Consider the following 24,993-nt stretch of genomic DNA (forward strand, 5'->3'; position numbering starts at 1 on the left):
TCAGACGACAGCGCGTTTCAGCCGTTGCGCCACGGTTTCGTCCAAGGCCGGATCCGCCTCCGGCTGAAGCGGCGGCGCAACGGGCAGCTCCATCGGCCGCAGCAACTCGGCCATCTGCTTCGCCGGCAGCGGCTTGGCGATCAGGAAGCCCTGCATCTCGTCGCAGCCATGGGTGCGCAGGAAGACCTCCTGCTCGGCGTTCTCGACGCCCTCGGCGACCACGGTCATGCCGAGCGCTTTGCCCATGCTGATGATCGCCTGCGCGATCGCCTGGTCCTCCGAATCATGCGGCAGGTCGCGCACGAACGAGCGGTCGATCTTGATGGTGTCGATCGGGAAATGCTTCATCAGCGACATCGACGAATAGCCGGTGCCGAAATCGTCGATGGCAAGGCGGATGCCGCGGCTCTGAATGGCGTCGAGCACTTTCAGCGCGCGTCCGACATTGCGCATCATCATGCTCTCGGTGACCTCGAGCTGGAGCAGCACCGGCGACATGCCGGAGGCTGCCAGCGCCTCGTCGACGTCCTGCAACAGATGCTCGTCGGCAAACTGCCGCGGGGACAAATTGACCGCCATCGACACCGGCAACAGACCACGGCGCTGCCAGGCCATCGCCTGCGCGCAGGCCTCCCTCACCACCCAGCGACCAATCGGCACGATCAGGCCGGTCTCCTCCGCAAGCGGAATGAACTGCGCCGGCGAGACATTGCCGAGATCGGGATGGTTCCAGCGCAACAGCGCTTCCACGCCGGTGATCTGGCCGGTTTCCATGTCGACCTTGGGCTGGTAGTTCAGCGAGAACTGCTCGCGCTCCAGCGCCCGACGCAGCGCGCTTTCGAGCGACAGCCGTTCAATCGACTGCGTTTTCACTTCCTTGGAGAAGAAGCGATAGCCGTTCTTGCCGTCTTCCTTGGCGAGATACATCGCCATGTCGGCGTTCTTGGTCAGCGTCTGGGCGTCGGCACCGTTGGCCGGATACATCGCAATGCCGATCGAGGCCGTGGTGTGGCACTCATGGCCGGCGAGCTCCATGGGCTCGGCGAGCGCCGTGAGCAGTCCGCTGGCGATGCGCTGGACGTCGTCGATCTCGCCGCACTGGTCGAGGATCACCACGAACTCGTCGCCGCCGAGGCGCGCCACCACGTCGCCTGCCCGCAGCGCGCGTCGCAGGCGGGCGGCCACTTCGAGCAGCAGCAGGTCACCGGCCTCGTGGCCCAGCGAATCGTTGATGACCTTGAAGCGGTCGAGATCGATGAACAGCACCGCGAAGCGGTGGTCATGGCGCTGTGCCGTATCGATCGCCGTGCGCAGCAGGCTGTTGAACGTCTCGCGATTCGGCAGATCGGTCAGGCTGTCGTGCGAGGCGAGATACTCGATCCGCTCATCGGCCTTGTTTTTCTCATCGGCGCGATCGAAATTCTCCATTGCAAACGAGACGTTTTCGGCGAGACGCTGCAACAGCTCGACGAACTCGTCCGTGAAAGTGCCAGACTCGGTCGACATGTAGATCATGACGCCGACGGCCTGCTCGTGCGCGACCAGCGGGAAGGCCGCGCCCGACCGCGCGCCGTCGACGCGGACGACGGCGTGGAAGGCGCGGACGCGGTCGTCATTGAGATAGTCGTTGCTGATGCACGGCTGACGGGTGCGGAAGGCCGTGCCGCTCATGCCCCGCCCGTCGGGACGTTCGGGGTCGATGGAGAGACGAACGTTGCGCGTGGTGTCGGCGGACGGCCCGGCAGCAGCCACGATCTCGAGCTGGTCGCTGCCGGCCTTCGCGAGCGCAATGGTCGTCGAGTTGAATTTGGCGCCGTTCGATGCAGCGAGACAGACGAGGTCGAACAGCTCGGCGCGCGATTTGGCACGCATGATCGCCTCGTTGGTGGCGCTCAGCGCTGCGAACATGCGCGTCAGCCGCTCCTTCTGCGCGTCGGTTCGAGCCTTCTCTTCGGCGCGGTCGAAATTGTCGAGCGCAAAAGAAACGTTCTCCGCCAGCCGTCCAAGCAGTTCGACGAGGTCGGGCGTGAACGTATCCTTCTCGGGCGCCAGGAACAACAGGATGCCGATGGACTCCCGCCCGGCGCGCAGCAGCGGGAAGCTTGCCGCGGCAAGCGTGCCGTCCTCGGTCGCCCTGGCGCGCCAGTATTCGGATCGCGGATCGTTCAGATAATCGTTCATCACACAGGGCTGCCGCGAGCGCAACGACATCCCGATCAGGCTCTGGCCTTCTGGGTGGTCGGCCGAGACTGTGCAGGCCCGGCCCAACATCCGTTCGTGCATGCGTCCTTTCGCGGCCACGACCCGAACGAACTCGCGATCGGAATCCATGATGCCTATCGTCGCTGAGCCAAACACGCCGCCCAGCACCGCCGCTTGGCACGCCACTTCAAACAGTTCCTCGCGGGTCTTGGCCCGCATGATGGCTTCGTTGGTGGCGCTGAGTGCCTGGAACATGCCGCTAAGCCGATCCTTCTGCTTTTCGGCACGGGCTTTCTGCTCGGCACGATCGAGACTCTCAAGGGCGAAGGACACATTCTTGGCCAGTCGGTCCAGCAGTTGGAGCAGTTCAGGGGTGAATGTGCCCACTTCAAGCGAGTTGAAGATGAACACGCCCTCCGCACGCTCGCCATTGAGCAGCGGCAACACAGCCGAGGATTTGATCCCGGTGCGGTGGATGCTTTCCTGCCAGGGCCTGCAGCGCTCCTCGACCAGGAGGTCGTTGCTGACACAGGGCTGCCTGGTTCGGAACGCGGTTCCGGTCAGGCCCCTCCCTTCGGCGACCTTCTCCGTCGTGACGAATAGAAGGCTGCGCATCTCCCTGGCGTTCGGGCCGGCACTGGCGACGACCCGGAGCAGTTCGTCGCCCTGATCGGCGAGCGCAATGGTGGTCGAGCCGAACTTGGCGCCGTGCACCGAAGCCTCGCAGACCAGATCGAACAGCTCGGCGCGCGACCGCGCGCGCATGATAGCCTCGTTGGTTTCGCTGAGAGCGGCATACATCCGCGCCAGGCGCTCCTCTTCGGCAGCGATCAACGCCTTCTCCTCGTCGCGATCGAAGCTCTCGGCCGCGAAGGAAACGTTTTCCGTAATGCGCAGCAGGAGCGCGACGACCTCTTCGTCCTTCGCCCACGACTTTCCGACGAAGAAGAAGATCACTCCGACACTGGCTCCGCGCTTGATCAGCGGTGTCGCAACGCAAGCGACCGCCCCGGCGTTGACGTTGGCCTTCTCCCAGGCCGTTCCCCTGGTGCGGCGGGCGAGATCGTCCTCGACGATCGGCTTTTGCGTTCGGAAGACCTGGCCGGAAATGCCCTTGCCATAGCGGTTGTCCGGATCGATCGAATAGCGCGCCTGTCTGATCAGATCGAGGTTTTGTCCGGTCGCGGCGACCGGCGTCAACCAATGCGAATTCGGCTCGCGCAGCAGGATGAAAGTGGCAAGCGATTTGCCGCTATGGACCGCCGCATCGCAGACACGCTGGTACATGCCCAGTTCGGTCTTGGCGTACAGGATCGCTTCGTTGGTGGCGCTCAGAGCGCCGAACATGCGGTTGAGCCGGCGCGTCGCGCGCTCGCCGGTCTGCCGAGCGGTCTCGCGCGCGAAATTGTCCAGGGCGTAGGAAATGTTGGCCGACATGCGCTCGAACAGCGACACCATCTCGGCACTCAGCGAGCCGGCCTCGCTGCGCGTCACGAACAGAACACCGACGCTCTTGCCGTTGCAAGAGAGCGGTAGTGCCGCGGCCGCGCCGATATTCGCCTTGGCCGCGCCCACACGCCACGCCTGCGAGCGTGGGTCGTTCAAATAGTCGTTGCTGATGCAGAGCTTCTGGTTACGAAACGCCTCGCCGCCGACGCCCGAGCCCTCGGGCACGCCGGCTTCGGTGGTAATCTCGATCGCGCGCAGGCGCGCCACGTCGTCGCCACAGCCGGCGGCAAAGCGCAACCGAGGGCCGTCCGGCTCCAGCAGGAACACGGCGACGGCCATGAAGTCCCCACTCGAAAACCCGGCGTCGCAGACCTTCTGGTACAGCTCGTCCGGCGATTTCGCGTAGAGGATCGCTTCGTTGATGGCACTCAACGCTGCAAAGGTGCGCGCGAGGGTCGTCTGCACGATCTTAACTCCCGGGCATTTCTGCCTATTTCTCCCGGGTGACTTTATGAATGGCCATCGCCTAAGTGGTCGTTATTGCGCGGTGGAAACCGCCAATCAGAGTGAACGAGCTGCGAATGACGAGCGCAAAACTACCGGGAATACCGCCGCGCGGGAGGAATCTACGACCAAAGGCACGCTCTCTTTACGAATTTGCAGCCCTGTATTGGTTTACGGGAGATTGATATCGCAGCTCCGCTTTGAGACGATGGCTTCCAACACGCAGCCCGTTAAGGGCACCAAGCCGAGGAAACGCCATGCCGATCGTCAAGGCCGACCGCCTCACGCGCGTCGCCGCTGCGCTGCTCCGTGCCGCCGGAGCTTCCGAGGAAGAAGCCGACGCGGTCGCTGCCGGTTGCGTCAACGCCAATCTCACCGGCCACGATTCCCACGGCGTGATTGCGGTTCCCACCTATATCGACCGCATCAAGGCCGGTCACATCGTCCCCGGCGCCAAATGGATCATCGTCCAGGAATCGCCGACCACGACCGTGATCGATGGCCATTGGGGCTTCGGCTTCCACGTCAATGCCAAGGCGATGGCGCTGACGATCGAGAAGGCGAAGACGGCGAACGTCGCCGCCTGCACCGTGTTCCGGCAGAGCCATGTCGGCCGCCTCGCCGCCTATCCGCTGATGGCGATGCGCGAAGGCATGATTGGCATCGCCACAGCCGACTCCGGCCGCTCGCCGAAGCACGTCGCACCATTCGGCGGCAAGGAGGCGCGGCTCGGCACCAACCCGATCTCGATCGCCGTGCCATCCGATCTCGAAGCGCCGTTCTATCTGGACATGGCGACCTCGGCGGTCGCCGCCGGCAAGATCCAGCTCGCGGTCGCCCGCAGCGAGGAGATCCCGACCGGTTGGATCATCGATGCCGAGGGACGGCACACGACCGATCCCACCCAATATCGCAAAGGCGGCGCGTTGCTGCCGCTGGGCGGCACCGAGGGCTACAAGGGCAGCGGGCTCGCCGCGATGGTCGAGGTGCTCTGCGGCCTGCTCACCGGGCTCGGCTTTGGCGTCGAGCCTACGGGGCGGCACAATGACGGATGCTTCATGGCGGTGTTCAATGTCGCCGCATTCCGCCCGCTGAAGGAATTCAAGCGCGAGGTCGCCGAATTCGCGCACTATCTGAAATCGACGCCGCCGTCCGAGGGCAGCAAGGGCGTCTACTATCCCGGCGAGATCGAGGGCGTGCGCGAGCAGCAACGCCGGCGCGACGGCATCGAGGTCGAAGATGCGACCTGGGACAAGCTGCGCGCGCTGGCGCGCGAATATAGGATCGACACCGTCCTCGACCTGGCCTGAGGCAATTCGGAGAACAGCAGCATGAATCGGCAGATGGTCCTGGTCGGCTTCCTTCAGGCGCAGAACTGCACGAATTTGCCGAGCTCTTGGCGGCATCCGGACTCGCGCGCCGATTCGATGTCGGCGGACTATTATCAGGAGATCGCGCGGATCCTCGAGGCCGGCAAATTCCACATGGCTTTCTTCGACGATCGTCTCGCGATGCCGGATCGCTACGGCAACGACCACGCCCACACCGTCGAATACGGCATCCGCTGCGTGAAGATGGACCCGTTGATCGTGCTGACCACGATGGGCATGGTCACCGACAAGCTTGGGTTAGGCGCGACCGGCTCGACCACTTATTTCGAACCCTTCGACATCGCCCGCCGCTTCGCGACGCTCGATTTGATGTCGGGTGGACGCGCAGGCTGGAATGTCGTGACTTCGCTCAACGACGGCGAAGCGCTCAACATGGGACGGGATTCCCATCCCGAACATGATTCCCGCTATGACAAGGCCGACGAGTTCATGGAGGTCGTGCTCGGCCATTGGGACACATGGGAGGACGGGGCCCTCATCATGGACAAGACGAGCGGCCGCTTTGCCGATCCGAGCAAGGTGAAGCGGCTCGATCACAAGGGAGCGGCCTTCAAGTCGCGCGGACCGTTCACCGTGCCGCGTTCGGACCAGGGCCACCCCGTTATCATCCAGGCCGGCGCCTCCGGCCGTGGCCAGCGCTTCGCGGGCCGTTGGGGCGAAGTGATCTTCACCGCCGCGCGCAATCTCGCCGGCGCCAAGGAAGGCTATGCCTCCGTGCGCAACGAGGCCGCGAAAGCCGGCCGCGATCCCGATCAGATGTTCCTCTGCAATCTGACCACGCCGGTCTGCGCCGCGACCAAGGCCGAGGCCGAGGACAAGATGGCGCTGATCAACAAGCTGCCGCTCGAGATCGACGCGCTGTCACTGCTCGCCGAAGCGCTCAACTACGATTTCGCCTCCAAGGATCTCGACGAGCCGCTGACGACGGACGAGCTGAAGAGCATGCAAGGCATTCTCGGCATCCGCGACGGCGTGCTGAAGAACTCAGGCAAGAGCAATCCGAGCGCGCGCGACTTCGTCACCTTCTCCGGCCGCGGCCAGGTGCATGACGCCATGGTCGGCGGCCCCAAGGAGATCGCGGACAGACTGGAAGAAATGTTCGTCGAACGCGGCTGCGACGGCTTTGTCATCGCCGCGACCTATGTGCCCGGCTCCTATGCGGACTTCGTGCAACATATCGTGCCGGAATTGCAGCGGCGCGGGCTGTTCCAGAAGGAGTATCGCGGCAAGACATTGCGGGAAAATCTCGGGCTGAAGCGGCCGGCCGCCGGCGCCTGGAAAGTACAGCCGCGCGACGCCGCGGAATAGCAACGAGGACAAGACATGCGCTGGCTGAAATTCACCGCCTCCGGCAAAACATCCTGGGGGATCGTTGAGGGCGACCAGGTGATCGCGGTCGATGGCGATCCCTTCGCTGACTGGCAGCGCACCTTGCGCACGCATTCGCTTCGCGACGTCAAAATCGAGCTGCCGCTGATCCCGCGCACCTTCTATTGCGTCGGCCTGAACTACCTGAAGCACCTGAAGGAAGCCGCCGACAAGCGTGGCGAGGTGCCGGCTGTGCCTGACCGTCCCGAGATCGGCTACCGCGCACAAAATGCGCTGATCGCACACGACGAGGATGTCGTGATCCCATCCTTTGCGACGGAGAAGATCCACTACGAGGGCGAGCTCGCCGTCGTCCTCGGCAAGAAAGTAAAGCATCTCACCGAAGCCAACGCGATGGATTGTGTATTCGGCTACACCATCGGCAACGACGTCAGCGAGCGCAGCTGGCAGAAGGCAGACCGCAGCCTATGGCGTTCGAAGAACGCCGACACGTTCAAGCCGATGGGACCCTGGATCGAGACGGACGCCGATCTTGCAAAGATGGAAACGATCGTCCGGGTCAACGGCAAGGAGACCAACCGCTTCGCGACCTGCGACATGATCTTTGGCGTGGTGCCGTTCCTGGTCGAGCTGACCAGGTATTTTACGCTATGGCCGGGTGACGTGATCTGGATGGGCACCGATGGCGCCTCGCCCGACATCAAGCATGGCGATGTCGTGGAAATCGACATCACCGGAATCGGCACGCTGCGCAATCGGTTTGTGCGGGAGGGGCAGTAGGTTAAATGGTAACCGCTGAGCGGCCCTTCACATGGTCGATAAAGGCTCGAAGCTTCGGCATGATTTGTCGGTGGCCGGGGTAATACAGGAACACGCCCGGTGTCATTGGCGCGAATTGCTCCAGCACTTGAACGAGTTTTCCTGTCGCTATGGCGCCGGCGGCCAGCGGTGCGGGCACTTGCGCAAGACCCACACCTTCGACGGCGGCTCCGAGCATCGTCGGAAAGTCGTAGGCGATGAAAGGCCCCGAAACTGCAATCTCGATCGAACGACCGTCATCGTTGAGGGACCATGAGGCGATTGCACCATTCGATCGTCGCAATCTCAAGCACGCGTGCTCACGCAGATCGTCCGGCCGCTCGGGCCGGCCGCAACGAGCAAGATAGTCCGGGCTGCCGACGACAATGAGGGGCAGCGGCTTCGTCAGACGCACCACGACCATGTCGGGGGCGATGAACTGGCCCATCCTGATGCCGGCATCAAAACCTTCGGCTGCGATATCGACCAGTTCTTCGCTCGCGGCGAGCTCCACCTCAACCTCGGGAAACGCCCGGCAGAACGACGCGACCAGCGGCTCCAACAGGATCGGCACGACCGAGCGCGGTACGGTGAGACGCAAGAGCCCGGCCGGTCGCTGTCCAAGCTCGCGCGCGGCCCCACTTGCCGCGACGAGTTCCTCGAAGGCAGGTCTTGCGCGCGCAAGAAATCTTTCGCCAGCTTCAGTCAAACCGACACTACGGGTCGTACGGATGAAAAGCGCGGCGCCGACGCGCGCCTCGAGCGCGCGCACCGCCTGACTGATAGCCGATGGCGTTACGCCGAGTTCAGCGGCCGCCCGGCGGAAACTGCGGTGTTGGGCGACACTCAGGAACGCCTCTAGGCCGTCCAGCGCGCCGTGCCTGACTGTGAAGTTTTGCTTCATACCCCGTCAACATTATCGCGGATAGTCGCGCGCGGAAAGCGGCCTTACATCCGAATAGCAAATGAGCCGCACCGGAGAAGCGAAGCGATGAAGGCAATCCGCAACGTCATCCTGGCACTTACCCTCACACTGACAGGTGTTACCGCCATGACCGAACCATCCGCTGCCCAAGCACAAGCGCCGTCACCCACGACCACCGGGGTCATGGTCATCCTGACCGTCAAGGCTGGCATCCCGCGCGAACAGATCATGGCCGTCATGCCTGATGAAATCAGGCAGACCGTCCAGCTCTATCTCACCGGAAAAGTTCGTGAATGGTATTCGCGGTCCGATGGGCGGGGCGCTGTCTTCCTGCTGGATGCCAAGGATGATGCCGAAGCGCACGCGATCATGGATGCCTTGCCGCTCGCCAGGCAGGATCTCATCGACCACGAATACATCGCCGTGGGCCCGCTCATGCCGCTCCGCCTGCTCATGACAAAACCCTGACCGGCCGCAGGCCCCGGCCCCATCCGACCGGACCAACCATTACAAGGACATCCGAACGTGCCACCGGGCTTCAACCTTCCATTCGTCCTCAGTGTCGCAGGCGCCTTGCTGACCAGCGCGGTGGTGGCCTCCGTCTATGTTTGGCCCTTTGTCCGCGCGATGCCGCGCCACGACGCCCTGAGACTTCTGGCAGCCTTCCACGCGTTCCGCTTCCTCGGGATGAACTTCATGGTCGCCGGGTTCGTCTCCCCGGACTTGGACCCGAACTTCGCCAGCGAAGTCGGATGGGGAGATCTCATCGCCGCCACTCTCGCACTCATCTCAATGGCGGCGCTCTCCAGGCGATGGTCGATCGCCATTCCGATGGTCTGGATCTTCAACGTCTGGGGTGCGCTCGATCTCCTGAATGCGTATTACGCGGGCGCAACGAAGATTCAGAATCCCGGCCTGTTCGGCGCCGGCATTTATATCCCGGCCCTTTACGTGCCTTTGCTGCTGGTCGGCCATGTTCTCGTTTTCATGCTTCTGCTGAGGCCCGGATCGGAAGCACAGAGATCGTGACGCAACAGGTGGACCGCAATCTGCTGCGCGCCGACAGAGAGGCTTATCGCGACGCCCTCATAAAGGAACGCCGATGAACACCGATTCCGTTTTCGTTGTCGAGATTGCCCCGCGTCCCGCCTGGCTCAGCCTCATGTGGACTGTTTCCTTCACGGCGCTGTGGACCTGGTTGATCTACGCGCTGCCCGCACTTTCGGACAGCGGCTTTCCGGCCCTGGCCGTTCGGCTGATGGCCCATGGGCTCATTGCGCTTGGCCTGTGGCTGGCTCTCGAAAACATCGAGTTGACACCAAGACAACGCCAGACGACCTGGCTGGTCTTCATGGTCCCCTTTACGCTTTGGTCTTCCGCCGCCTGGACGGCAGCCATCAATAGCGTATTCCGTACCGGTGCTTCCTCGTTGCCGCTGCTTCCTGCGGCGATCCTGCTGCCAGTGATCGTCGGGACGCCCGTGCTGCTGTTATCGAAGCGGGTCGGACAGTTGCTCGATGCAATGCCGACGACATGGCTCATCGCGCTTCAGCTTTACCGCATCTTTGGCAGCCAATGGCTGGTTTACTGGCTGCGAGGGATGATGCCGGGCCTGTGGGCATTGCCGGCTGGGACTGGCGACGTGCTAACCGGCCTGTTCGCTCTGCCGGCAGCGATCGCCCTGGCGACCGGAACGGCTCAGGGGCGGAAAACGGCGATCCTTTGGAACATGTTCGGCCTCGCCGACCTGGCCACTGCGATCGCCCTGGGAATGATCATGTCGCCCGGCCCGTTCCAGCTGATCGTTCCGAATGGCCCGGGCATGGCGGTCGATACCTTCCCGAATGTGCTGACCCCAGCCTTCGTCGTGCCAAGCTCGATCCTGTTGCACGTGCTGTCGCTACGCCAATTGCTCCGGCGCAATCGGGCGGAGGCAATGTGAAAGACAGCTGCTCGAGGCCATCTCAAAACGGCAGCGCCACGCTCGTCTTGATCTCCTTCAGCACGACATTGCTGCGGACGTAGCGGATGCCGGGAATGCGGAACATGAACTCGTCCAAGAACCTGTTGTAGGCGGCCATGTCCTGCACGACGACGCGCAAATGATAATCGGCGTCACCCGTCGTCGCAAAACACTCCAGCACCTCGCGGCGCGTGGTGACACGGGAGACGAACTCGTCGACGAATTTGGCGTCGTGCCGCTCCAGCGAGACGTGGAGGATGGCGGACATCGCGAAGCCCGCCTGCTCGCGCGCGACCAGCGCCGCATAGCCGTGGATGACGCCGCTTTCCTCGAGCGCACGCACCCGGCGCCAGCAGGCCGAGGTGGACATGCCGACCTCGTCGGCAAGCTGCTGATTGGTGGCCCGGCCGTCCTTCTGGAGATGAGCAAGAATCCGAGCGTCCTGGTCTTCAATCATCGATAGCCTCGAATCGATCAAATCTACCAAAATTCGACCTATTCTGCAAAATACGACCGAACTGACGTTCATCACGGGATGAATAGGTAAGACCTACCAGCGCCCCAAGCCTAACCTTGGCCTATTCGGCAGGATGCCGCGCGAGGTCCGCTATGGACGCCATTCCGTCACTCGACGCCTACGAGCTCTCCGACCGCTACGACCGCAAGGAGGGCCGTGTTTTCCTCACGGGCACGCAAGCCATCGTTCGCATCGCGCTCGACCAGATCAGGCGCGATCGTGCCGCGGGGCTGAACACCGCGGGCTTCATTTCCGGCTATCGAGGCTCGCCGCTCGGCGGCGTCGATCTCGAACTGTGGCGCATCCAGCAGCAATTGAAGCAGGACCACATCGAATTCCTCCCCGCAGTGAACGAGGATCTCGCGGCAACCGCCGTGCTCGGCTCGCAACAGGTCGAAACCCAACCTGACCGCGAGGTCGATGGTGTGTTCGGGCTCTGGTACGGCAAGGGCCCCGGTGTCGATCGCTCCGGTGACGCGCTCAAGCACGGCAACGCGTACGGCTCCTCGCCGCATGGCGGCGTGCTAGTGGTCGCCGGCGACGACCATGGCTGCGTGTCGTCCTCCATGCCGCACCAATCCGATGTCGCCTTCATGAGTTGGTTCATGCCGACGCTGCATCCGGCCGATGTCGGCGAATATCTGGCATTCGGCGAATATGGGTACGCACTGAGCCGTTTCTCCGGCATGTGGGTCGGCTTCAAGGCGATCTCTGAGATCGTGGAATCAGGTGGCTCCGTCGCACTACGCCCGCCGCGGCTGTTTCGCACGCCCGACTTCACACCGCCGCCAGGCGGCCTGCACTATCGCTGGCCCGACCTTCCCGGTCCGCAGATCGAGGAGCGGTTGGAAGCCAAGAAGCACGCGGTCTATGCCTTCGCGAAGGCCAATCCGATCGATCGCCACATCTACGATATCCCAGGCGCCACCTACGGCATCGTCACCACCGGCAAGGCACATCTCGACTTGATGGAGGCGCTACGGCTGATGGGGCTGGATGAAGCCGCCTGCCGCAACATCGGCATCGACGTCTACAAGGTCGGCATGGTCTGGCCGCTGGCGCTGCATGACGCCATGGATTTCGTGAAGGGCAAGCGCGAGATCCTGGTCGTCGAAGAGAAGCGCGGCATTATCGAGAGCCAGTTCAAGGAATATTTCTACGATTATCCGGGCGCGAAGCCCGAGCGCATGGTCGGCAAGCACGACGAAACCGGCGCGCGGCTGATCTCCTGGACCGGCGAATTGTCGCCGCGTGCGCTCGCATCCGTGCTGGCACGGCGGCTCGATCCGATGTTTCCGGGCCTCAATCTCGCGGCGCGCGCAGCCGCGTTGCTGCCCGAGGCCGATCGCACGGTCAACGTCACAGGCGCGACGCGCACGCCGTATTTCTGCTCGGGATGTCCGCACAACACATCCACAAAGGTTCCGGAGGGCTCGAAAGCACTGGCCGGCATCGGCTGCCATTTCATGGCGAGCTGGATGGACCGGGAGACTTCGTCGCTGATCCAGATGGGCGGCGAAGGCGTCAATTGGGCGGCCTCGTCACGATTCACCGGCCACAAGCATATCTTCCAGAACCTCGGCGAAGGCACCTATTATCACTCCGGCTCGATGGCGATCCGCCAGGCGATCGCGGCCAAAGCCAACATCACCTACAAAATCCTGTTCAATGACGCCGTCGCCATGACCGGCGGCCAGCCGGTGGACGGCCCCGTCAGCGTGCATGCCATCGCGCATAGTGTCCGTGCCGAGGGGGTGACGCGCGTCGCGCTGGTGTCGGACGATCCCGCGCAATTCTTGCCGGCGGACCTTCCCATCGGCGCCACGATCCATCCGCGCGAAGAGATGGACGCCGTGCAGCGCGAGTTGCGTAATGTCTCCGGCGTCTCGGTGCTGATCTATCAGCAGACCTGTGCGACAGAGAAACGGCGCCGACGCAAGCGTGGCGAGATGGCCGATCCAAAACGCTTCGCCTATATCAACGACCTCGTCTGCGAGGGCTGCGGCGACTGCTCGGTCGAATCCAATTGCCTTAGCGTCGAGCCGAAGGAGACGCCGTTCGGCCGCAAGCGCCAGATCAACCTATCCGCCTGCAACAAGGATTTTTCCTGCCTCAACGGCTTTTGCCCGAGCTTTGTCACCGTTGAAGGTGCGACGCGCCGGAAGAAGAGCGCGAGCCAGATCGACGCGGTCGGCCGCGCGGCTGCGCTTACTCTGCCAGCTCCCATTGCGCTCGACCGCCCCTACGACCTGCTTGTGACCGGCGTCGGCGGCACCGGCGTGATCACGGTCGGCGCGCTGATCGGCATGGCCGCACATCTCGAACGGCGCGGCGTCTCGGTGCTGGACTTCACCGGCTTTGCGCAAAAGTTCGGGCCTGTGCTGAGCTATATCCGGCTGGCTGCGTCACCCGAGGCGCTGCACCAGGTCCGCATCGATCAGGGCGCGGCCGATGCGCTGATCGGTTGCGACCTCGTCGTCAGCTCCTCGCCAAAAGCGTCCGGCACCTATCGGCGCGGCACGCGTGCCGCGGTCAACACCGCTGAGATGCCGACCGGCGACGTCGTCCGCTTCCGCGATGCCGATCTCGCCTCTGCTTCTCGCTTGCGCGCGATCGGTCACGTCATCGGCACCGACCATCTCGACAGCATCAACGCCAACGCGCTGGCCGAACGCCTGCTCGGCGATGCCGTCTATGCGAACATCATCATGCTCGGCTTTGCCTGGCAACGCGGCTTGGTGCCAGTCTCGTTACCAGCGCTGTTACGCGCGATCGAGTTGAACGGCGTGGCTGTCGAACGCAATCAGCAGGCTTTTGCCTGGGGCCGCATCGCCGCCGCTGAACCGGACTTTCTGCCGAAAGCGGACCATGCGCCCGAGGCCGAAACGCTCGACCAGCTGATCGCCCGCCGTGCCGATTTTCTCACGGCCTACCAGGACGGGGTTTATGCGGCGCGCTATCGAGCACTGGTCGCAAAAGTTCGTGCTGCCGAAGCTGTCCTCAACAGCGAGGCCCTTACCGAGGCCGTGGCCCGCGCTCTCTTCAAGCTGATGGCCTACAAGGATGAGTACGAGGTCGCGCGCCTACACATGCAGACCGGCTTTCTCGACGAGCTAAAGCGCGAGTTCGAGGAAGGCTTCAGCGTCCAATACCATCTCGCTCCACCGTTCCTGCCATCCAAGCACGACGCCCGCGGCCGCCCGCGCAAGCGCGCCTTCGGTCAGTGGATCCAGAGGCCGCTCGCCATACTGGCGCGGCTGAAGGCACTGCGCGGGACGCCGTTCGATCCGTTCGGCTATGCAGCCGACCGGCGGGCCGAGCGGGAGCTGATCGTCTGGTATGAAGGCTTGATCGAACGGATGCTCGACGGTCTCAACGCGGCCCATCTGCCCGATCTCATCACTATCGCAAAGGCGCCGATGGATATTCGCGGCTATGGCCCGGTGAAGGATGCCGCGGTCACGAAGGTACGATCGGAGACTGAGACGCTGCTCACGGATTTGGCAAGGTCGGCATCGCCAAAGATGCAGGCCTATGGTTGACGTCGCGCCAGCGAGGCTCCAGCCTCCCCAATTGGAAGAGGCTCCCTCATGGAGCCTGGCAATCGGGTGGCGCATCATGAATTTCGACCAGTTGACCCTGACCCGGGCCGCGGCCGAGCTCGCGGCCGGAAAAATCACGAGCCACGCGCTCACCTCCGAGGCCCTCGCCCGTGCCAAGGCCAACGCCGACCTGAACGCCTTCGTTACGCTGGATGAAGAGGGCGCGCTGAAGGCTGCCGTCGCATTCGATACACAGGGCGCAGGCGCCGCGGGCGGGCCGCTCGGCGGCGTCCCCATCGTGATCAAGGACAACATCGAAGTCGCCGGACTGCCCTGCAGCGCTGGAACGCCGGGGCTGAAGACTTTCATTCCGCGCACTGACGCGCCTGTCGTGGCGAAGCTGCGTGCCGCGGGCGCGGTCATCATCGGCAAAACCAACATGCACGAGCTTGCTTTCGGCATCTCCGGCTACAATGCCGGGTTCAAGACCGGCCCCGAATACGGCGTGCGCAACGCCTATGACCGCTCGCTGATCGCCGGCGGCTCGTCTTCTGGCACAGGCGCGGCGATCGGTGCCAGGATCGTGGCGGGCGGGCTCGGCACCGACACCGGCGGGTCGGTACGCGTTCCCGCCGCGCTGAACGGATGCGCCTCGCTGCGACCGACTGTCGGCCGCTATCCGCAAGCCGGCATCGCGCCGATCTCGCATACCCGCGACACCGCAGGCCCGATGGCGGCCACCATGGCGGACGTCGCGCTGCTCGACCGCATCATTGCCGGCGGCGATGCGATCGGACCGGCCGATCTCAAACAGGTCCGTCTCGGCCTCGTGAACAGCATGCTGACGAACCTCGACGGGGACACGGAAGCCGCTTTCCCTGCCGCCCTCGCCCGATTGAAGGCGCAAGGCGTGACCGTGATCGATATCGAGATGCCGGAACTGGCCCAGCTCAACGGCCAGGTCGGATTTCCGGTCGCGCTCTACGAGGCCTATGACGACATGGTCGCCTATCTCAAGCACACCGGCACAGGCGTGACCATCGAGGCCATGGTCGCGCAAATCGCGAGCCCCGACGTCAAGGGCACCTATGAGGGCCTGGTGCTGCCGCGCAAATTGCCGGCGTCCGACGGCAGCTTTGTCGATGCAAAGCCGCTTTACGACGAAGCCATCAATGTCGCGAGGCCCGCGCTCCAGGCGCTCTACCAGCAGGCCTTTGCAAACAACCGGCTCGACGCCATCGTCTTCCCGACCACGCCGCGGGTTGCGATCGCGTCCAATCCGGAGTCCAGCAGCCTCGAGAATTTCGGACTGTTCATCCAGAACACCGATCCCGGCAGCAATGCCGGCATTCCCGGCATCCAGATTCCAATCGCGCTCGGCGAGACCAGCAAATTGCCGATCGGATTGGAGCTCGACGGCCCCGCGGGTAGCGATCGCCACTTGCTTGCGATCGGCATGGCGCTTGAAGAACTGTTCGGACGGCTGCCGCCCCCCTTGCGAGTCACGAATACGGGTTGATCAGCTTCTGCTGCTCAGCGCTGTGATGCACGAGCATGTCGATGAAGGTCCTCACCTTGGCCGAGAGATGATGGCGATGCGGGTAGACCGCGTTCATGGAAATTTCGACCGTACGATATTCGGGCAGCAGGCGGACGAGCCGGCCGGCTTCGAGATCGTCCTGCACCAGAAATCCCGCCATCAGGCAGACGCCGGCGCCCTCCAGCGCCATCTTCCGCAACGCTTCGCCGCTGTTGGTGACAAGGCTGCCGGAAATGCGCACTGAGGCCGGCACGCCCTTGCGATCGATGAAGCGCCACTCGTCCCCGAACGGATAGTTCAGGTGGCGGCCGCAATTGTGCCCGGAGAGCTCGGCGAGCTGCTGGACCCGGCCATGCTTCTCGATATAGCCGTGTGAGCAGCACAGCACATGACGCCAGGTGGCAAGGCTGCGGACAATGAGGCTCGAATCCGGCGGCGGCGTCATTCGCAGGGCGACGTCGTATCCCTCCTCGATCAGATCGATATCACCTTCCCCCATGCGCAGGTCGACCTTGACCTCCGGATAGGTGGACAGGAGCTTGGCCACCACGGTCGCGACGAAGGGCACCATGTGCGTGGCAGAGTGGATGCGAAGCGTGCCGCGCGGCACCGACTGCAACTCGCCGGCGATGTCGTCAGCCTGTTCGAGATCGGCGAGGATCTGCGTCGAGCGATCGTAATAGGCCTTGCCAATTTCGGTGAGGCTCACCTTGCGCGTGGTGCGGTTGAGCAGCCGCGCCCCGAGCCGGTCTTCCAGCGCCTGAACATGGTTGCTCACCATGGTCGTCGACATGTTGAGCCGCCGGGCCGCAGCCGAGAAGCCGCCGTTTTCGACCACCCGGACAAAGGCCGTGAGGCTGGTAAAGCGGTCCATAGGTCAAGCTCCGATTATCCGCTCTCGCTGGATAATGCTTCCATTTCTTCCGGGATTATCACAAGCGGGGAGACAGCGCATCTTACGGCCATCAGCAGCGCACCGTTTGAACCGGGACGGCTGGGAATGTCGAGGATGCTATGTCGAATGCGACTTATGTTACTGACAAAAATGAGAAAATAAACCTGCGCCCGTCCCTTCAGGCGGTCAAGCGGGCGGCCATCGGCCTGGCGCTGGCCCTTGGAGTCGCCGCCGCCGGCGACTTTGGCTACAATTACCTGACCACCGGCCGCTACCTCGAATCCACCGATGACGCCTATGTGAAGGCCGACTCCACCATCATCGCACCGAAGGTTTCGGGCTACATCGCCCAGGTGCTGGTTGGCGACAACGAAAAGGTTAAGGCGGGCCAGGTGCTGGCGAAGATCGACGACCGCGACTTCAAGGCGGCGCTTGGCCAGGCCCGCGCCGATGTCGCCGCCGCCGAAGCCTCGGTCCGCAACCTCGATGCCCAGCTCGAACTGCAACAGCCGATCATCGAGCAGAGCACGGCCGACGTTGCGGCGGCAGATGCCAATCTGAAATTCGCGCAGGAAGAGCGCGCCCGCTACGACGACCTCATGAAGTCGGGCTCCGGCACGATCCAGCGCGCGCAGCAGACCGATGCGGCGCTCCGCGCCAGCAACGCGCAATTGCAGCACGCCAAATCGGGCCTGGTGGCCGCGCAGCGCAAGGTCGACGTGCTGACCACCCAGCGCGCCCAGGCCACGGCGCAGCTTGACCGCGCCCGCGCGGTCGCGGATCAAGCCGAGCTGAACCTGTCCTATACCGAGATCACCGCGCCGGTCGACGGCACGGTCGGCGCTCGCAGCTTGCGCATCGGCCAATATGTCCAGGCGGGCACGCAGTTGATGGCGGTGGTGCCGCTCGATGCAGTCTATGTGGTGGCGAATTTCAAGGAGACTCAGCTCACCCATGTCCGCGCCGGCCAGCCGGTCGAGCTTTACGTCGACAGTTTCCGGAACAAGCCCCTCCACGGCCATGTCGACAGCCTGTCGCCGGCGAGCGGTTTGGAATTCGCCCTGCTGCCACCCGACAATGCCACAGGCAACTTCACCAAGATCGTACAGCGCGTGCCGGTGAAGATCGTGCTCGACGACCACAGCCTGACGGGCCTGCTGCGGCCCGGCATGTCGGCGGTGCCGACCGTCGATACCAAGGCGACCGTGGTGGCCGAGCGCGAGACAGCCAAGCGCGTTGTCGAAAACGCGCCGCACCCGAACGGCGGCTGACACGGAAAGGCCCGGCAGGATTATCAAGTTCTGCCGGATGATCCTTCCCAGACTTCCCTGATTATCGAAACCGTCCACGTAACGCATCCTGTCTCCGTAACCGAGACGAGGCCTCCATGAGCACGCTTCACCCGACCGTCAACGCCGCCTCCGCCGCCAACCTCGCCGCCCCGGCCGCGGCTCCCACAACGCCTGCCGTTTCCGCCAAGACCTGGATCGCGGTGATCGGCGCCACGCTCGGCGCCTTCATGGCGGTGCTGAACATCCAGATCGTCAACGCCTCGCTCGCCGACATCCAGGGCGCGATCGGCGCCGGCATCGATGACGGCGGCTGGATCTCGACCTCCTATCTGATCGCCGAAATCGTGGTGATCCCGCTGTCCGGCTGGCTCGCCCAGGTGTTCTCGATCCGGATCTATCTGCTCACCAACGCGATCCTGTTCCTGGTTCTCTCAGCGGCCTGTGCACTGGCGCAGGACCTGCCGCAGATGATCGTGCTGCGCGCCGTGCAAGGTTTTACCGGCGGCGTGCTCATTCCGATGGCGTTCACCCTCATCATCACGCTGCTGCCGCGTGCCAAGCAGCCGGTTGGTCTTGCCCTGTTCGCGCTGTCGGCGACGTTTGCACCCGCGATCGGCCCGACCATCGGCGGCTATCTCACCGAGAACTTTGGCTGGCAGTACATCTTCTACGTCAATCTTGCGCCCGGTGCGATCATGGTTGGCATGCTCTGGTACGCGCTCGACGCCAAGCCGATGAAGCTGTCGCTGCTCGGTGAGGGCGACTGGGCCGGCATCATCACCATGGCGATCGGGCTGTCCGCGCTTCAGACCGTGCTGGAGGAAGGCAACAAGGACGACTGGTTCGGCTCGCCCTTTATCGTCAAGCTGTCAATCATCGCAGTTGTGGCGCTGACCGCTTTTCTGATCATCGAGCTGACGGTGAGAAAGCCGCTGTTGAATTTGCGCCTGCTCGTGCGCCGCAATTTCGGCTTCGGCATGCTCGCGAACTTCCTGCTCGGCGTCGCGCTGTACGGCTCGGTGTTCATCCTGCCGCAATATCTGGCACGCATCCAGGGCTACAATTCCGAACAGATCGGCATGGTGCTGGCATGGACCGGATTGCCGCAGCTGCTGCTGATCCCGCTGGTGCCGCGCTTGATGCAGAAATTCGACGCGCGGATCATCATCGGCATCGGCTTCGTGCTGTTCGCAGGCTCCAACTTCATGAACATCTATATGACCAATGACTACGCAGCCGACCAGCTGCTGTGGCCCAACGTCGTCCGCGCCATCGGCCAGGCGCTGGTGATGGCGCCGCTGTCGGCGGTCGCCACCGCCGGCATCGAGCCGGAGAATGCGGGCTCGGCCTCCGGCCTGTTCAACATGATGCGCAATCTCGGCGGCGCCGTCGGCATCGCATTGCTCCAGACCGTACTGACCAAGCGCGAGCAGTATCATTCCAACGTGCTGATGCAGTCGGTCTCGGTGTTTGAGCAGGCCACCCGCACCCGGCTGGAGCAGCTCACGCAGTATTTCATCAATCACGGCGTGCTCGACCGTGCCGATGCCGCGCATCGCGCCTATGTCGCGATCGGCCATGTCGTGCAGAAGCAGGCTTATATCTTTGCCTTCAGCGACACCTTCTATCTGCTCGGCCTGGCGCTGATCGTAGCCTTCGTCGCGGCCATGTTCCTGAAAAAGCCCGGCCAGGTCTCGGCCGATGGCGCCCACTGATCTCTAACCCAGCAAAAGGAGAACGACCATGAAACCCCGCATGAATTTCTACCAGGCCGCGCCCGACACGATGAAAGCGCTGATGGCGCTTGAAGAGCAGATCCAGTCGACGGGCCTGGAGAAATCGCTGATCGAGCTCGTCAAGATCCGGGCGTCGCAGATCAACGGCTGCGCCTTCTGCATCAACATGCACACCGAGGATGCCCGCAAGCGCGGCGAGACCGAGCAGCGCATCTATCTGCTCAACGCCTGGCGCGAGTCCCCGCTCTACACCGACCGCGAGCGCGCCGCGCTGGCCTGGACCGAGTCGGTGACGCTGATCGCGGAGACGCGCGCACCCGATGATGTCTACGCCGAAGCCCGCGCGCAGTTCTCCGAGGTAGAGACTGTGAACCTGACCGCGCTGATCGGGGCCATCAACGCCTGGAACAGGTTGGCGATCGCGTTCCGCGCGGTGCATCCGGTGAAGGTGAAGGCATCGGTGGCGTAGGCCGCGGCTCGCCGGCAAATCGCGTAGGGTGGATTAGCGAAGCGTAATCCACCATCGGTTCCTCCGCGTTGAACAAGATGGTGGGTTACGCTTCGCTAACCCACCCTACGGTAGCGGAGCGCGCGGCCTAAACCGCCGTCGCCTTGGCAAACTCCACATAGATCTCGCGCAGCCGCGCCGCCATCGGGCCGGGCTTGCCGTCGCCCACCTTCTTTCCATCGATCGCTACCACCGGCTGGACAAACAGCGAGGCCGACGTGGCAAAGGCCTCCTTGGCGGCGAGCGCTTCGGCGACCGTGAAGGACCGCTCTTCGACGCGGAGCTGGCGTTCTTCGGCGAGCGCGATCACGGCCTTGCGGGTGCAGCCCGGCAGGATCGCGTTGGAATTCTTGCGGGTGACGATGACGTCGTCCTGGGTCAGGATGAAGGCGGAGGACGAGCCGCCCTCGGTGACGTAGCCGTTTTCCAGCATCCAGGCCTCACCTGCGCCGGCTTCGGCCGCGGCCTGCTTCGCCAGCACCTGCGCGAGCAGCGCCACGCTCTTGATGTCGCGGCGCTCCCAGCGGATGTCGGGCACCGTGATGACGTTGATGCCGGTCTTGGCCGAGGCGGCGTTGATGATGTCCTTTTCGGAGGTGAACATCACCAGGCTCGACTTGACGTCACCCTTGGGGAACGGGAAATCGCGGCCCTTGTCGGCGCCACGCGTCACCTGGAGATAGACGAGGCCGCTTTCGAGCTTGTTGTGCGCGATGAGCTCCTTCTGGATCTCGGTGATGCGCTCGACCCTCTCCGGCAGATTCAAGCTGATCTCGCCGACCGAACGCTCCAGCCGCGCCAGGTGGGAGGCGTTGTCGACCAGCTTGCCGTCGAGCACGGCCGAGACCTCGTAGATGCCGTCGGCGAACAGGAAGCCGCGGTCGAGAACCGAGATCTTGGCATCCGAGAGCGGAACGAATGAGCCGTTGACGTAGGCGATCGAGTCCAAGGCAGGTCTCCTGGCGGAAATGGGGATTGACCCGGTATAGGGGATTTGGCCAGCCCGATAAACCCTGCTCTTCGTCATCCCGGGGCGCACGGAGCGCGAGCCCGGGATCCATGCTCCCGATGGTGGTGATGGATTCCGGGCCCGCGCCAAGAGCGCGTCCCGGAATGACAGCAGAGCTAGTGCGACAGAATCTTCGACAAGAACTTCTGCGCGCGGTCGCTGCGCGGCTTGCCGAAGAAATCATCCTTCGGCGCGTCCTCGACGATCTCGCCGCGGTCCATGAAGATCACGCGGTTGGCGACCTTGCGGGCAAAACCCATTTCATGGGTCACGACCATCATGGTCATGCCTTCGCGGGCGAGATCGACCATGACGTCGAGCACCTCGCTGATCATCTCCGGATCGAGCGCCGAGGTCGGCTCGTCGAACAGCATGGCGATGGGGTCCATGGCGAGCGCGCGGGCAATGGCAACGCGCTGCTGCTGACCGCCGGAGAGCTGCGCTGGGAATTTTTGTGCCTGCTCCTTCAGGCCGACCCGGTCGAGGAGCTGCATTCCCTTCTCCAATGCCTGGTCACGCGGCCGGCCCAACACCTTCTGCTGTGCGAGGCAAAGATTGTCGATGATCTTGAGATGCGGGAACAGCTCGAAGTGCTGGAACACCATGCCGACGCGCGAGCGCAGTTTCGGCAAATTGGTCTTTGAGTCATTGACCTTGATGCCATCGATGCTGATGTCGCCCTTCTGGAACGGCTCCAGCGCGTTGACGCATTTGATGAGCGTCGACTTTCCCGAACCGGACGGACCGCACACCACCACCACCTCGCCCTTGGCGACGCTGGTGGTGCAATCGGTCAGCACCTGGAAGGTCGGGCTGTACCATTTATCGACGTGGCTGATTTCGATCATGACGGGCCCTAGCGAAGGATGGCGATGCGCGCCTGGAGGCGGCGGACGCCAAAGGACGCGATGCAGGAAATGGTGAAGTAGACGACGGCAGCAAACAGGTACATCTCGACCAGACGGCCGTCGCGCTGCGCGACCTTGCTGGCCGCACCGAGGAAATCCGTAATCGACAGCACATAAACCAGCGAGGTGTCCTGGAACAGCACGATGGTTTGCGTTATCAGCACCGGCAACATGTTGCGGAACGCCTGCGGCAGCACGACGTAGCGCATGGTCTGGGCATAGGTGAGGCCGAGCGCGTTGGCCGCGGCGGGCTGGCCGCGCGAGATCGACTGGATGCCGGCGCGCATGATCTCGGAGAAATAGGCGGCCTCGAACATGATGAAGGTGATCAGCGAGGACGCGAAGGCGCCGACACTAATCGGCCGCGACGCACCCGTCACCCACTGCCCGATATAGGGCACCAGGAAGTAGAACCAGAAGATCACCAGCACCAGCGGCAGCGAGCGCATGAAGTCGACATAGACGCCGGCGATGCGCCCAAGCGTCTTGTAGCCGGACAGCCGCATCAGGGCGATCGCGGTGCCGAAGACGAGACCGCCGAGTGCCGCCAGCGCCGTCAGCATCAGCGTGAACGTCATGCCCTCCTTGAACAGATAAGGCAGCGCACGGATGATGACGTCGAAATCGAAATTACCGAACATCGCTCTATTTCCCCGTGATGTAGCCGGGGATCGCGACCCAGCGCTCGAGGAAGCGCATCGCTGTCACGACGACGGCGTTGACGAGGAGATAGAGGATGGTCGCGGCCGTGAAGGCCTCGAACACCTGGAACGAAAATTCCTGCATCGACCGCGCCTCTCCGGTCAGCTCGATCAGGCCAATGGTGATGGCGACCGCCGTGTTCTTGATGGTGTTGAGGAACTCGGACGTCAGCGGTGGCAGGATGATGCGGAAGGCCATCGGCAGCAACACGTAGCGATAGCCCTGAAACGTGGTCAGGCCGAGCGCGGTCGCCGCCATCCTCTGCCCGCGCGGCAGCGAGCCGATTCCGGCCTGCAATTGTATCGCGACACGGGCCGACATGAAGAAGCCTATGCCGATCGCGGCGGTCCAGAATGGTGCGTTCGGCAATTGCTTCAGCCACAGGCCGGCACTCCTCGGCAGCAATTCCGGCAGCACGAAGAACCACAGGAACAGCTGCACCAGCAGCGGCATGTTGCGGAAGAACTCGACCCAGCAGAAGCCGATCCAGGACGCGGTCTTCGATGGCAGCGTGCGCAGCACGCCGATGGCCGTACCGAAGATCAGCGCGATGATCCAGGCAAGCGCCGCCGTCTTCAGGGTCAGCACCAGTCCCGACAGCAGCATGTCGAGATAGGTGCCGGTCCCCATCGGGTTCGGCTCGAAGAAAATTCCCCAGTTCCAATGGTAGTTCACGTGTCCCCCGCGCGAACGCGCCCATCACAGATGTCGTGAAATAGGTCTTGGGCGCCTATGCAAATGTCCGGCCACTCTGGTGTCAAGAGCGGCCGGACATGATCTCGATCCCAGGGATCGAGGTTTGATCTTACTTATAGTCGTCCGGGTTCGGCGAGTCCGAAGGTTTTGCGAACTCGTGCTTCAATTCGGGCGAGATCGGCGTGTTGAGGTTTAACCCCTTCGGCGGGATTTTGGCCATGAACCATTTGTCGTAGATCTTCTCGCCCTCGCCGGAGGTGTAGAGCGCAGCGGTCGCGGCATCGACCACCTTCTTGAACTGGGGGTCGTCCTTGCGCAGCATGATGCCGTAGGGCTCGGGCTTGGAGAACGCATCCTTGGAGATGACGTAGTCGCTCGGCGATTTCGAACCGGCAACGAGGCTCGCGAGCAAAATGTCGTCCATGACGAAGGCGACCGCGCGGTCGGTCTCGACCATCAGGAAGGCTTCGGCGTGGTCCTTGGCCGGTATGATATTGGCGCCGAGCCCTTTCGCGACGTTGGCCTCGGTCAGCTGCTTGATGTTGGTGGTTCCGGCGGTGGAAACCACCGTCTTGCCCTTGAGGTCGTCGATCGATTTCAGTCCGCTCGACTTCTTGAAGACGTAGCGGCTTGCGGTCAGGAAGTGGGTGTTGGTGAAGGCGACCTGCTTCTGGCGCTCGGCATTGTTGGTGGTCGAGCCGCATTCGAGGTCGATGGTGCCGTTCGCCATCAGCGGAATACGCGTTGCCGAGGTTACCGGATTGAGCTTCACCTCGAGCTTGTCGAGCTTGAGCTCCTTCTTCACGGCGTCGACGATCTTGTAGCAGATGTCCATCGCGAACCCGATGGGCTTCTGGTTGTCGTCGAGATAAGAGAACGGGATGGACGAGTCGCGGAAGCCGAGCGTGATCGCGCCGGTGTCCTTGATGTTCTTCAGCGTGCCGGTGAGCTCCTCGGCCCCAGCCTGGCTCATGGCAAAGGTCGCGACGAGCGCGAGGCCGACGTGACGGAAATGTTTCACTTTTTCTCCCCTTTCAGGATGATGCGGCCGGATGCAAGCACAAATCAGGCCGGATTAGAATGTAAC

General features: G+C 63.2%; 20 protein-coding genes. 11 read left to right on the plus strand and 9 right to left on the minus strand.

The features are described from left to right. The gene (locus JJE66_RS05630; RefSeq protein WP_200513100.1) at nt 1–4,116 is read right to left on the minus strand and encodes a GAF domain-containing protein; all 4,116 of its coding nucleotides are present in this window, start codon (nt 4,114–4,116) and stop codon (nt 1–3) included. 296 nt (nt 4,117–4,412) lie between these two features. Here JJE66_RS05630 and JJE66_RS05635 point away from each other — a divergent pair, with 296 nt between their 5' ends. The 3 genes from JJE66_RS05635 to JJE66_RS05645 are packed head-to-tail and all read left to right on the plus strand — an operon-like array spanning nt 4,413 to nt 7,655. After that, nucleotides 4,413–5,465, plus strand: coding sequence for an Ldh family oxidoreductase (locus JJE66_RS05635; RefSeq protein WP_200513101.1), 1,053 nt, complete (start codon nt 4,413–4,415; stop codon nt 5,463–5,465). 21 nt (nt 5,466–5,486) lie between these two features. Continuing rightward, nucleotides 5,487–6,854 carry an LLM class flavin-dependent oxidoreductase gene (locus JJE66_RS05640; protein ID WP_200513102.1) on the plus strand — a complete coding sequence of 456 codons (1,368 nt, stop codon included), beginning with the start codon at nt 5,487–5,489 and terminating at the stop codon, nt 6,852–6,854. A gap of 15 nt (nt 6,855–6,869) precedes the next feature. Beyond that, on the plus strand, nt 6,870–7,655 hold the full coding sequence (locus JJE66_RS05645; protein WP_200513103.1) for a fumarylacetoacetate hydrolase family protein: 786 nt from the start codon (nt 6,870–6,872) through the stop codon (nt 7,653–7,655). 1 nt (nt 7,656) lies between these two features. Here JJE66_RS05645 and JJE66_RS05650 read toward each other — a convergent pair whose 3' ends face one another. After that, nucleotides 7,657–8,577 (minus strand): LysR family transcriptional regulator, encoded by a 921-nt coding sequence (locus JJE66_RS05650; RefSeq protein WP_200513104.1) that lies wholly within the window; start codon nt 8,575–8,577, stop codon nt 7,657–7,659. Between the two features lie 87 nt (nt 8,578–8,664). On the opposite strand from JJE66_RS05650, the gene JJE66_RS05655 reads away from it, so the two are divergent. The 3 genes from JJE66_RS05655 (at nt 8,665) to JJE66_RS05665 (ending at nt 10,540) form a co-directional block, all read left to right on the plus strand. Continuing rightward, on the plus strand, nt 8,665–9,066 hold the full coding sequence (locus JJE66_RS05655) for a hypothetical protein (RefSeq protein WP_246756100.1): 402 nt from the start codon (nt 8,665–8,667) through the stop codon (nt 9,064–9,066). Between the two features lie 57 nt (nt 9,067–9,123). Further along, nucleotides 9,124–9,627: a hypothetical protein gene (locus JJE66_RS05660; protein ID WP_200513105.1), complete on the plus strand. Its 504-nt coding sequence runs from the start codon at nt 9,124–9,126 to the stop codon at nt 9,625–9,627. Between the two features lie 73 nt (nt 9,628–9,700). Continuing rightward, entirely contained in the window at nt 9,701–10,540 is an 840-nt protein-coding gene (locus JJE66_RS05665) for an MFS transporter (protein WP_200513106.1), read from the plus strand. Nucleotides 10,541–10,562: 22 nt separating this feature from the next. Here JJE66_RS05665 and JJE66_RS05670 read toward each other — a convergent pair whose 3' ends face one another. Next, on the minus strand, nt 10,563–11,018 hold the full coding sequence (locus JJE66_RS05670) for an Lrp/AsnC family transcriptional regulator (RefSeq protein ID WP_200513107.1): 456 nt from the start codon (nt 11,016–11,018) through the stop codon (nt 10,563–10,565). Nucleotides 11,019–11,170: 152 nt separating this feature from the next. On the opposite strand from JJE66_RS05670, the gene JJE66_RS05675 reads away from it, so the two are divergent. Further along, complete coding sequence (locus JJE66_RS05675; RefSeq protein ID WP_200513108.1) at nt 11,171–14,620, plus strand: indolepyruvate ferredoxin oxidoreductase family protein; 3,450 nt, start codon at nt 11,171–11,173, stop codon at nt 14,618–14,620. A 76-nt stretch (nt 14,621–14,696) separates the two neighbouring features. After that, on the plus strand, nt 14,697–16,139 hold the full coding sequence (gene iaaH, locus JJE66_RS05680; RefSeq protein ID WP_200513109.1) for an indoleacetamide hydrolase: 1,443 nt from the start codon (nt 14,697–14,699) through the stop codon (nt 16,137–16,139). Here the strand turns inward: iaaH and JJE66_RS05685 are convergent. After that, nucleotides 16,123–17,034: a LysR family transcriptional regulator gene (locus JJE66_RS05685; RefSeq protein WP_200513110.1), complete on the minus strand. Its 912-nt coding sequence runs from the start codon at nt 17,032–17,034 to the stop codon at nt 16,123–16,125. The two genes, iaaH and JJE66_RS05685, sit on opposite strands and share 17 nt — an antisense overlap. A 140-nt stretch (nt 17,035–17,174) precedes the next feature. On the opposite strand from JJE66_RS05685, the gene JJE66_RS05690 reads away from it, so the two are divergent. The 3 genes from JJE66_RS05690 (at nt 17,175) to JJE66_RS05700 (ending at nt 20,552) form a co-directional block, all read left to right on the plus strand. Then, complete coding sequence (locus tag JJE66_RS05690; protein ID WP_200513111.1) at nt 17,175–18,326, plus strand: HlyD family secretion protein; 1,152 nt, start codon at nt 17,175–17,177, stop codon at nt 18,324–18,326. Nucleotides 18,327–18,442: 116 nt separating this feature from the next. Continuing rightward, nucleotides 18,443–20,062, plus strand: coding sequence for an MDR family MFS transporter (locus tag JJE66_RS05695; protein ID WP_200513112.1), 1,620 nt, complete (start codon nt 18,443–18,445; stop codon nt 20,060–20,062). Nucleotides 20,063–20,090: 28 nt separating this feature from the next. After that, entirely contained in the window at nt 20,091–20,552 is a 462-nt protein-coding gene (locus JJE66_RS05700; RefSeq protein WP_200513113.1) for a carboxymuconolactone decarboxylase family protein, read from the plus strand. A 127-nt stretch (nt 20,553–20,679) separates the two neighbouring features. Here JJE66_RS05700 and JJE66_RS05705 read toward each other — a convergent pair whose 3' ends face one another. From JJE66_RS05705 to JJE66_RS05725, 5 genes are all read right to left on the minus strand, one after another. Beyond that, the gene (locus JJE66_RS05705; protein ID WP_200513114.1) at nt 20,680–21,540 is read right to left on the minus strand and encodes a D-amino-acid transaminase; all 861 of its coding nucleotides are present in this window, start codon (nt 21,538–21,540) and stop codon (nt 20,680–20,682) included. Nucleotides 21,541–21,716: 176 nt separating this feature from the next. After that, complete coding sequence (locus JJE66_RS05710; RefSeq protein ID WP_200513115.1) at nt 21,717–22,448, minus strand: amino acid ABC transporter ATP-binding protein; 732 nt, start codon at nt 22,446–22,448, stop codon at nt 21,717–21,719. An 8-nt stretch (nt 22,449–22,456) separates the two neighbouring features. After that, nucleotides 22,457–23,149 carry an amino acid ABC transporter permease gene (locus tag JJE66_RS05715; protein WP_200513116.1) on the minus strand — a complete coding sequence of 231 codons (693 nt, stop codon included), beginning with the start codon at nt 23,147–23,149 and terminating at the stop codon, nt 22,457–22,459. Nucleotides 23,150–23,153: 4 nt separating this feature from the next. Beyond that, nucleotides 23,154–23,885 carry an amino acid ABC transporter permease gene (locus tag JJE66_RS05720; protein ID WP_200513117.1) on the minus strand — a complete coding sequence of 244 codons (732 nt, stop codon included), beginning with the start codon at nt 23,883–23,885 and terminating at the stop codon, nt 23,154–23,156. A 130-nt stretch (nt 23,886–24,015) separates the two neighbouring features. Beyond that, a complete protein-coding gene (locus tag JJE66_RS05725) occupies nt 24,016–24,927 on the minus strand; it encodes an amino acid ABC transporter substrate-binding protein (protein ID WP_200513118.1) in 912 nt (303 codons plus the stop codon). Nucleotides 24,928–24,993: the final 66 nt, after the last annotated feature.

The sequence above is a fragment of the Bradyrhizobium diazoefficiens genome, from assembly GCF_016612535.1.
Taxonomy (GTDB): Bacteria; Pseudomonadota; Alphaproteobacteria; order Rhizobiales; family Xanthobacteraceae; genus Bradyrhizobium; species Bradyrhizobium diazoefficiens_C.

Bases quoted from the DNA above. Each gene is read 5' to 3' on its own strand.
- JJE66_RS05635 (WP_200513101.1), top strand. From the start codon at position 4,413: ATGCCGATCGTCAAGGCCGACCGCCTCACGCGCGTCGCCGCTGCGCTG.
- JJE66_RS05640 (WP_200513102.1), top strand. From the start codon at position 5,487: ATGAATCGGCAGATGGTCCTGGTCGGCTTCCTTCAGGCGCAGAACTGC.
- JJE66_RS05645 (WP_200513103.1), top strand. From the start codon at position 6,870: ATGCGCTGGCTGAAATTCACCGCCTCCGGCAAAACATCCTGGGGGATC.
- JJE66_RS05650 (WP_200513104.1), bottom strand. From the start codon at position 8,577: ATGAAGCAAAACTTCACAGTCAGGCACGGCGCGCTGGACGGCCTAGAG.
- JJE66_RS05655 (WP_246756100.1), top strand. From the start codon at position 8,665: ATGAAGGCAATCCGCAACGTCATCCTGGCACTTACCCTCACACTGACA.
- JJE66_RS05665 (WP_200513106.1), top strand. From the start codon at position 9,701: ATGAACACCGATTCCGTTTTCGTTGTCGAGATTGCCCCGCGTCCCGCC.
- JJE66_RS05670 (WP_200513107.1), bottom strand. From the start codon at position 11,018: ATGATTGAAGACCAGGACGCTCGGATTCTTGCTCATCTCCAGAAGGAC.
- JJE66_RS05675 (WP_200513108.1), top strand. From the start codon at position 11,171: ATGGACGCCATTCCGTCACTCGACGCCTACGAGCTCTCCGACCGCTAC.
- iaaH (WP_200513109.1), top strand. From the start codon at position 14,697: ATGAATTTCGACCAGTTGACCCTGACCCGGGCCGCGGCCGAGCTCGCG.
- JJE66_RS05685 (WP_200513110.1), bottom strand. From the start codon at position 17,034: ATGGACCGCTTTACCAGCCTCACGGCCTTTGTCCGGGTGGTCGAAAAC.
- JJE66_RS05690 (WP_200513111.1), top strand. From the start codon at position 17,175: ATGTCGAATGCGACTTATGTTACTGACAAAAATGAGAAAATAAACCTG.
- JJE66_RS05695 (WP_200513112.1), top strand. From the start codon at position 18,443: ATGAGCACGCTTCACCCGACCGTCAACGCCGCCTCCGCCGCCAACCTC.
- JJE66_RS05700 (WP_200513113.1), top strand. From the start codon at position 20,091: ATGAAACCCCGCATGAATTTCTACCAGGCCGCGCCCGACACGATGAAA.
- JJE66_RS05710 (WP_200513115.1), bottom strand. From the start codon at position 22,448: ATGATCGAAATCAGCCACGTCGATAAATGGTACAGCCCGACCTTCCAG.
- JJE66_RS05715 (WP_200513116.1), bottom strand. From the start codon at position 23,149: ATGTTCGGTAATTTCGATTTCGACGTCATCATCCGTGCGCTGCCTTAT.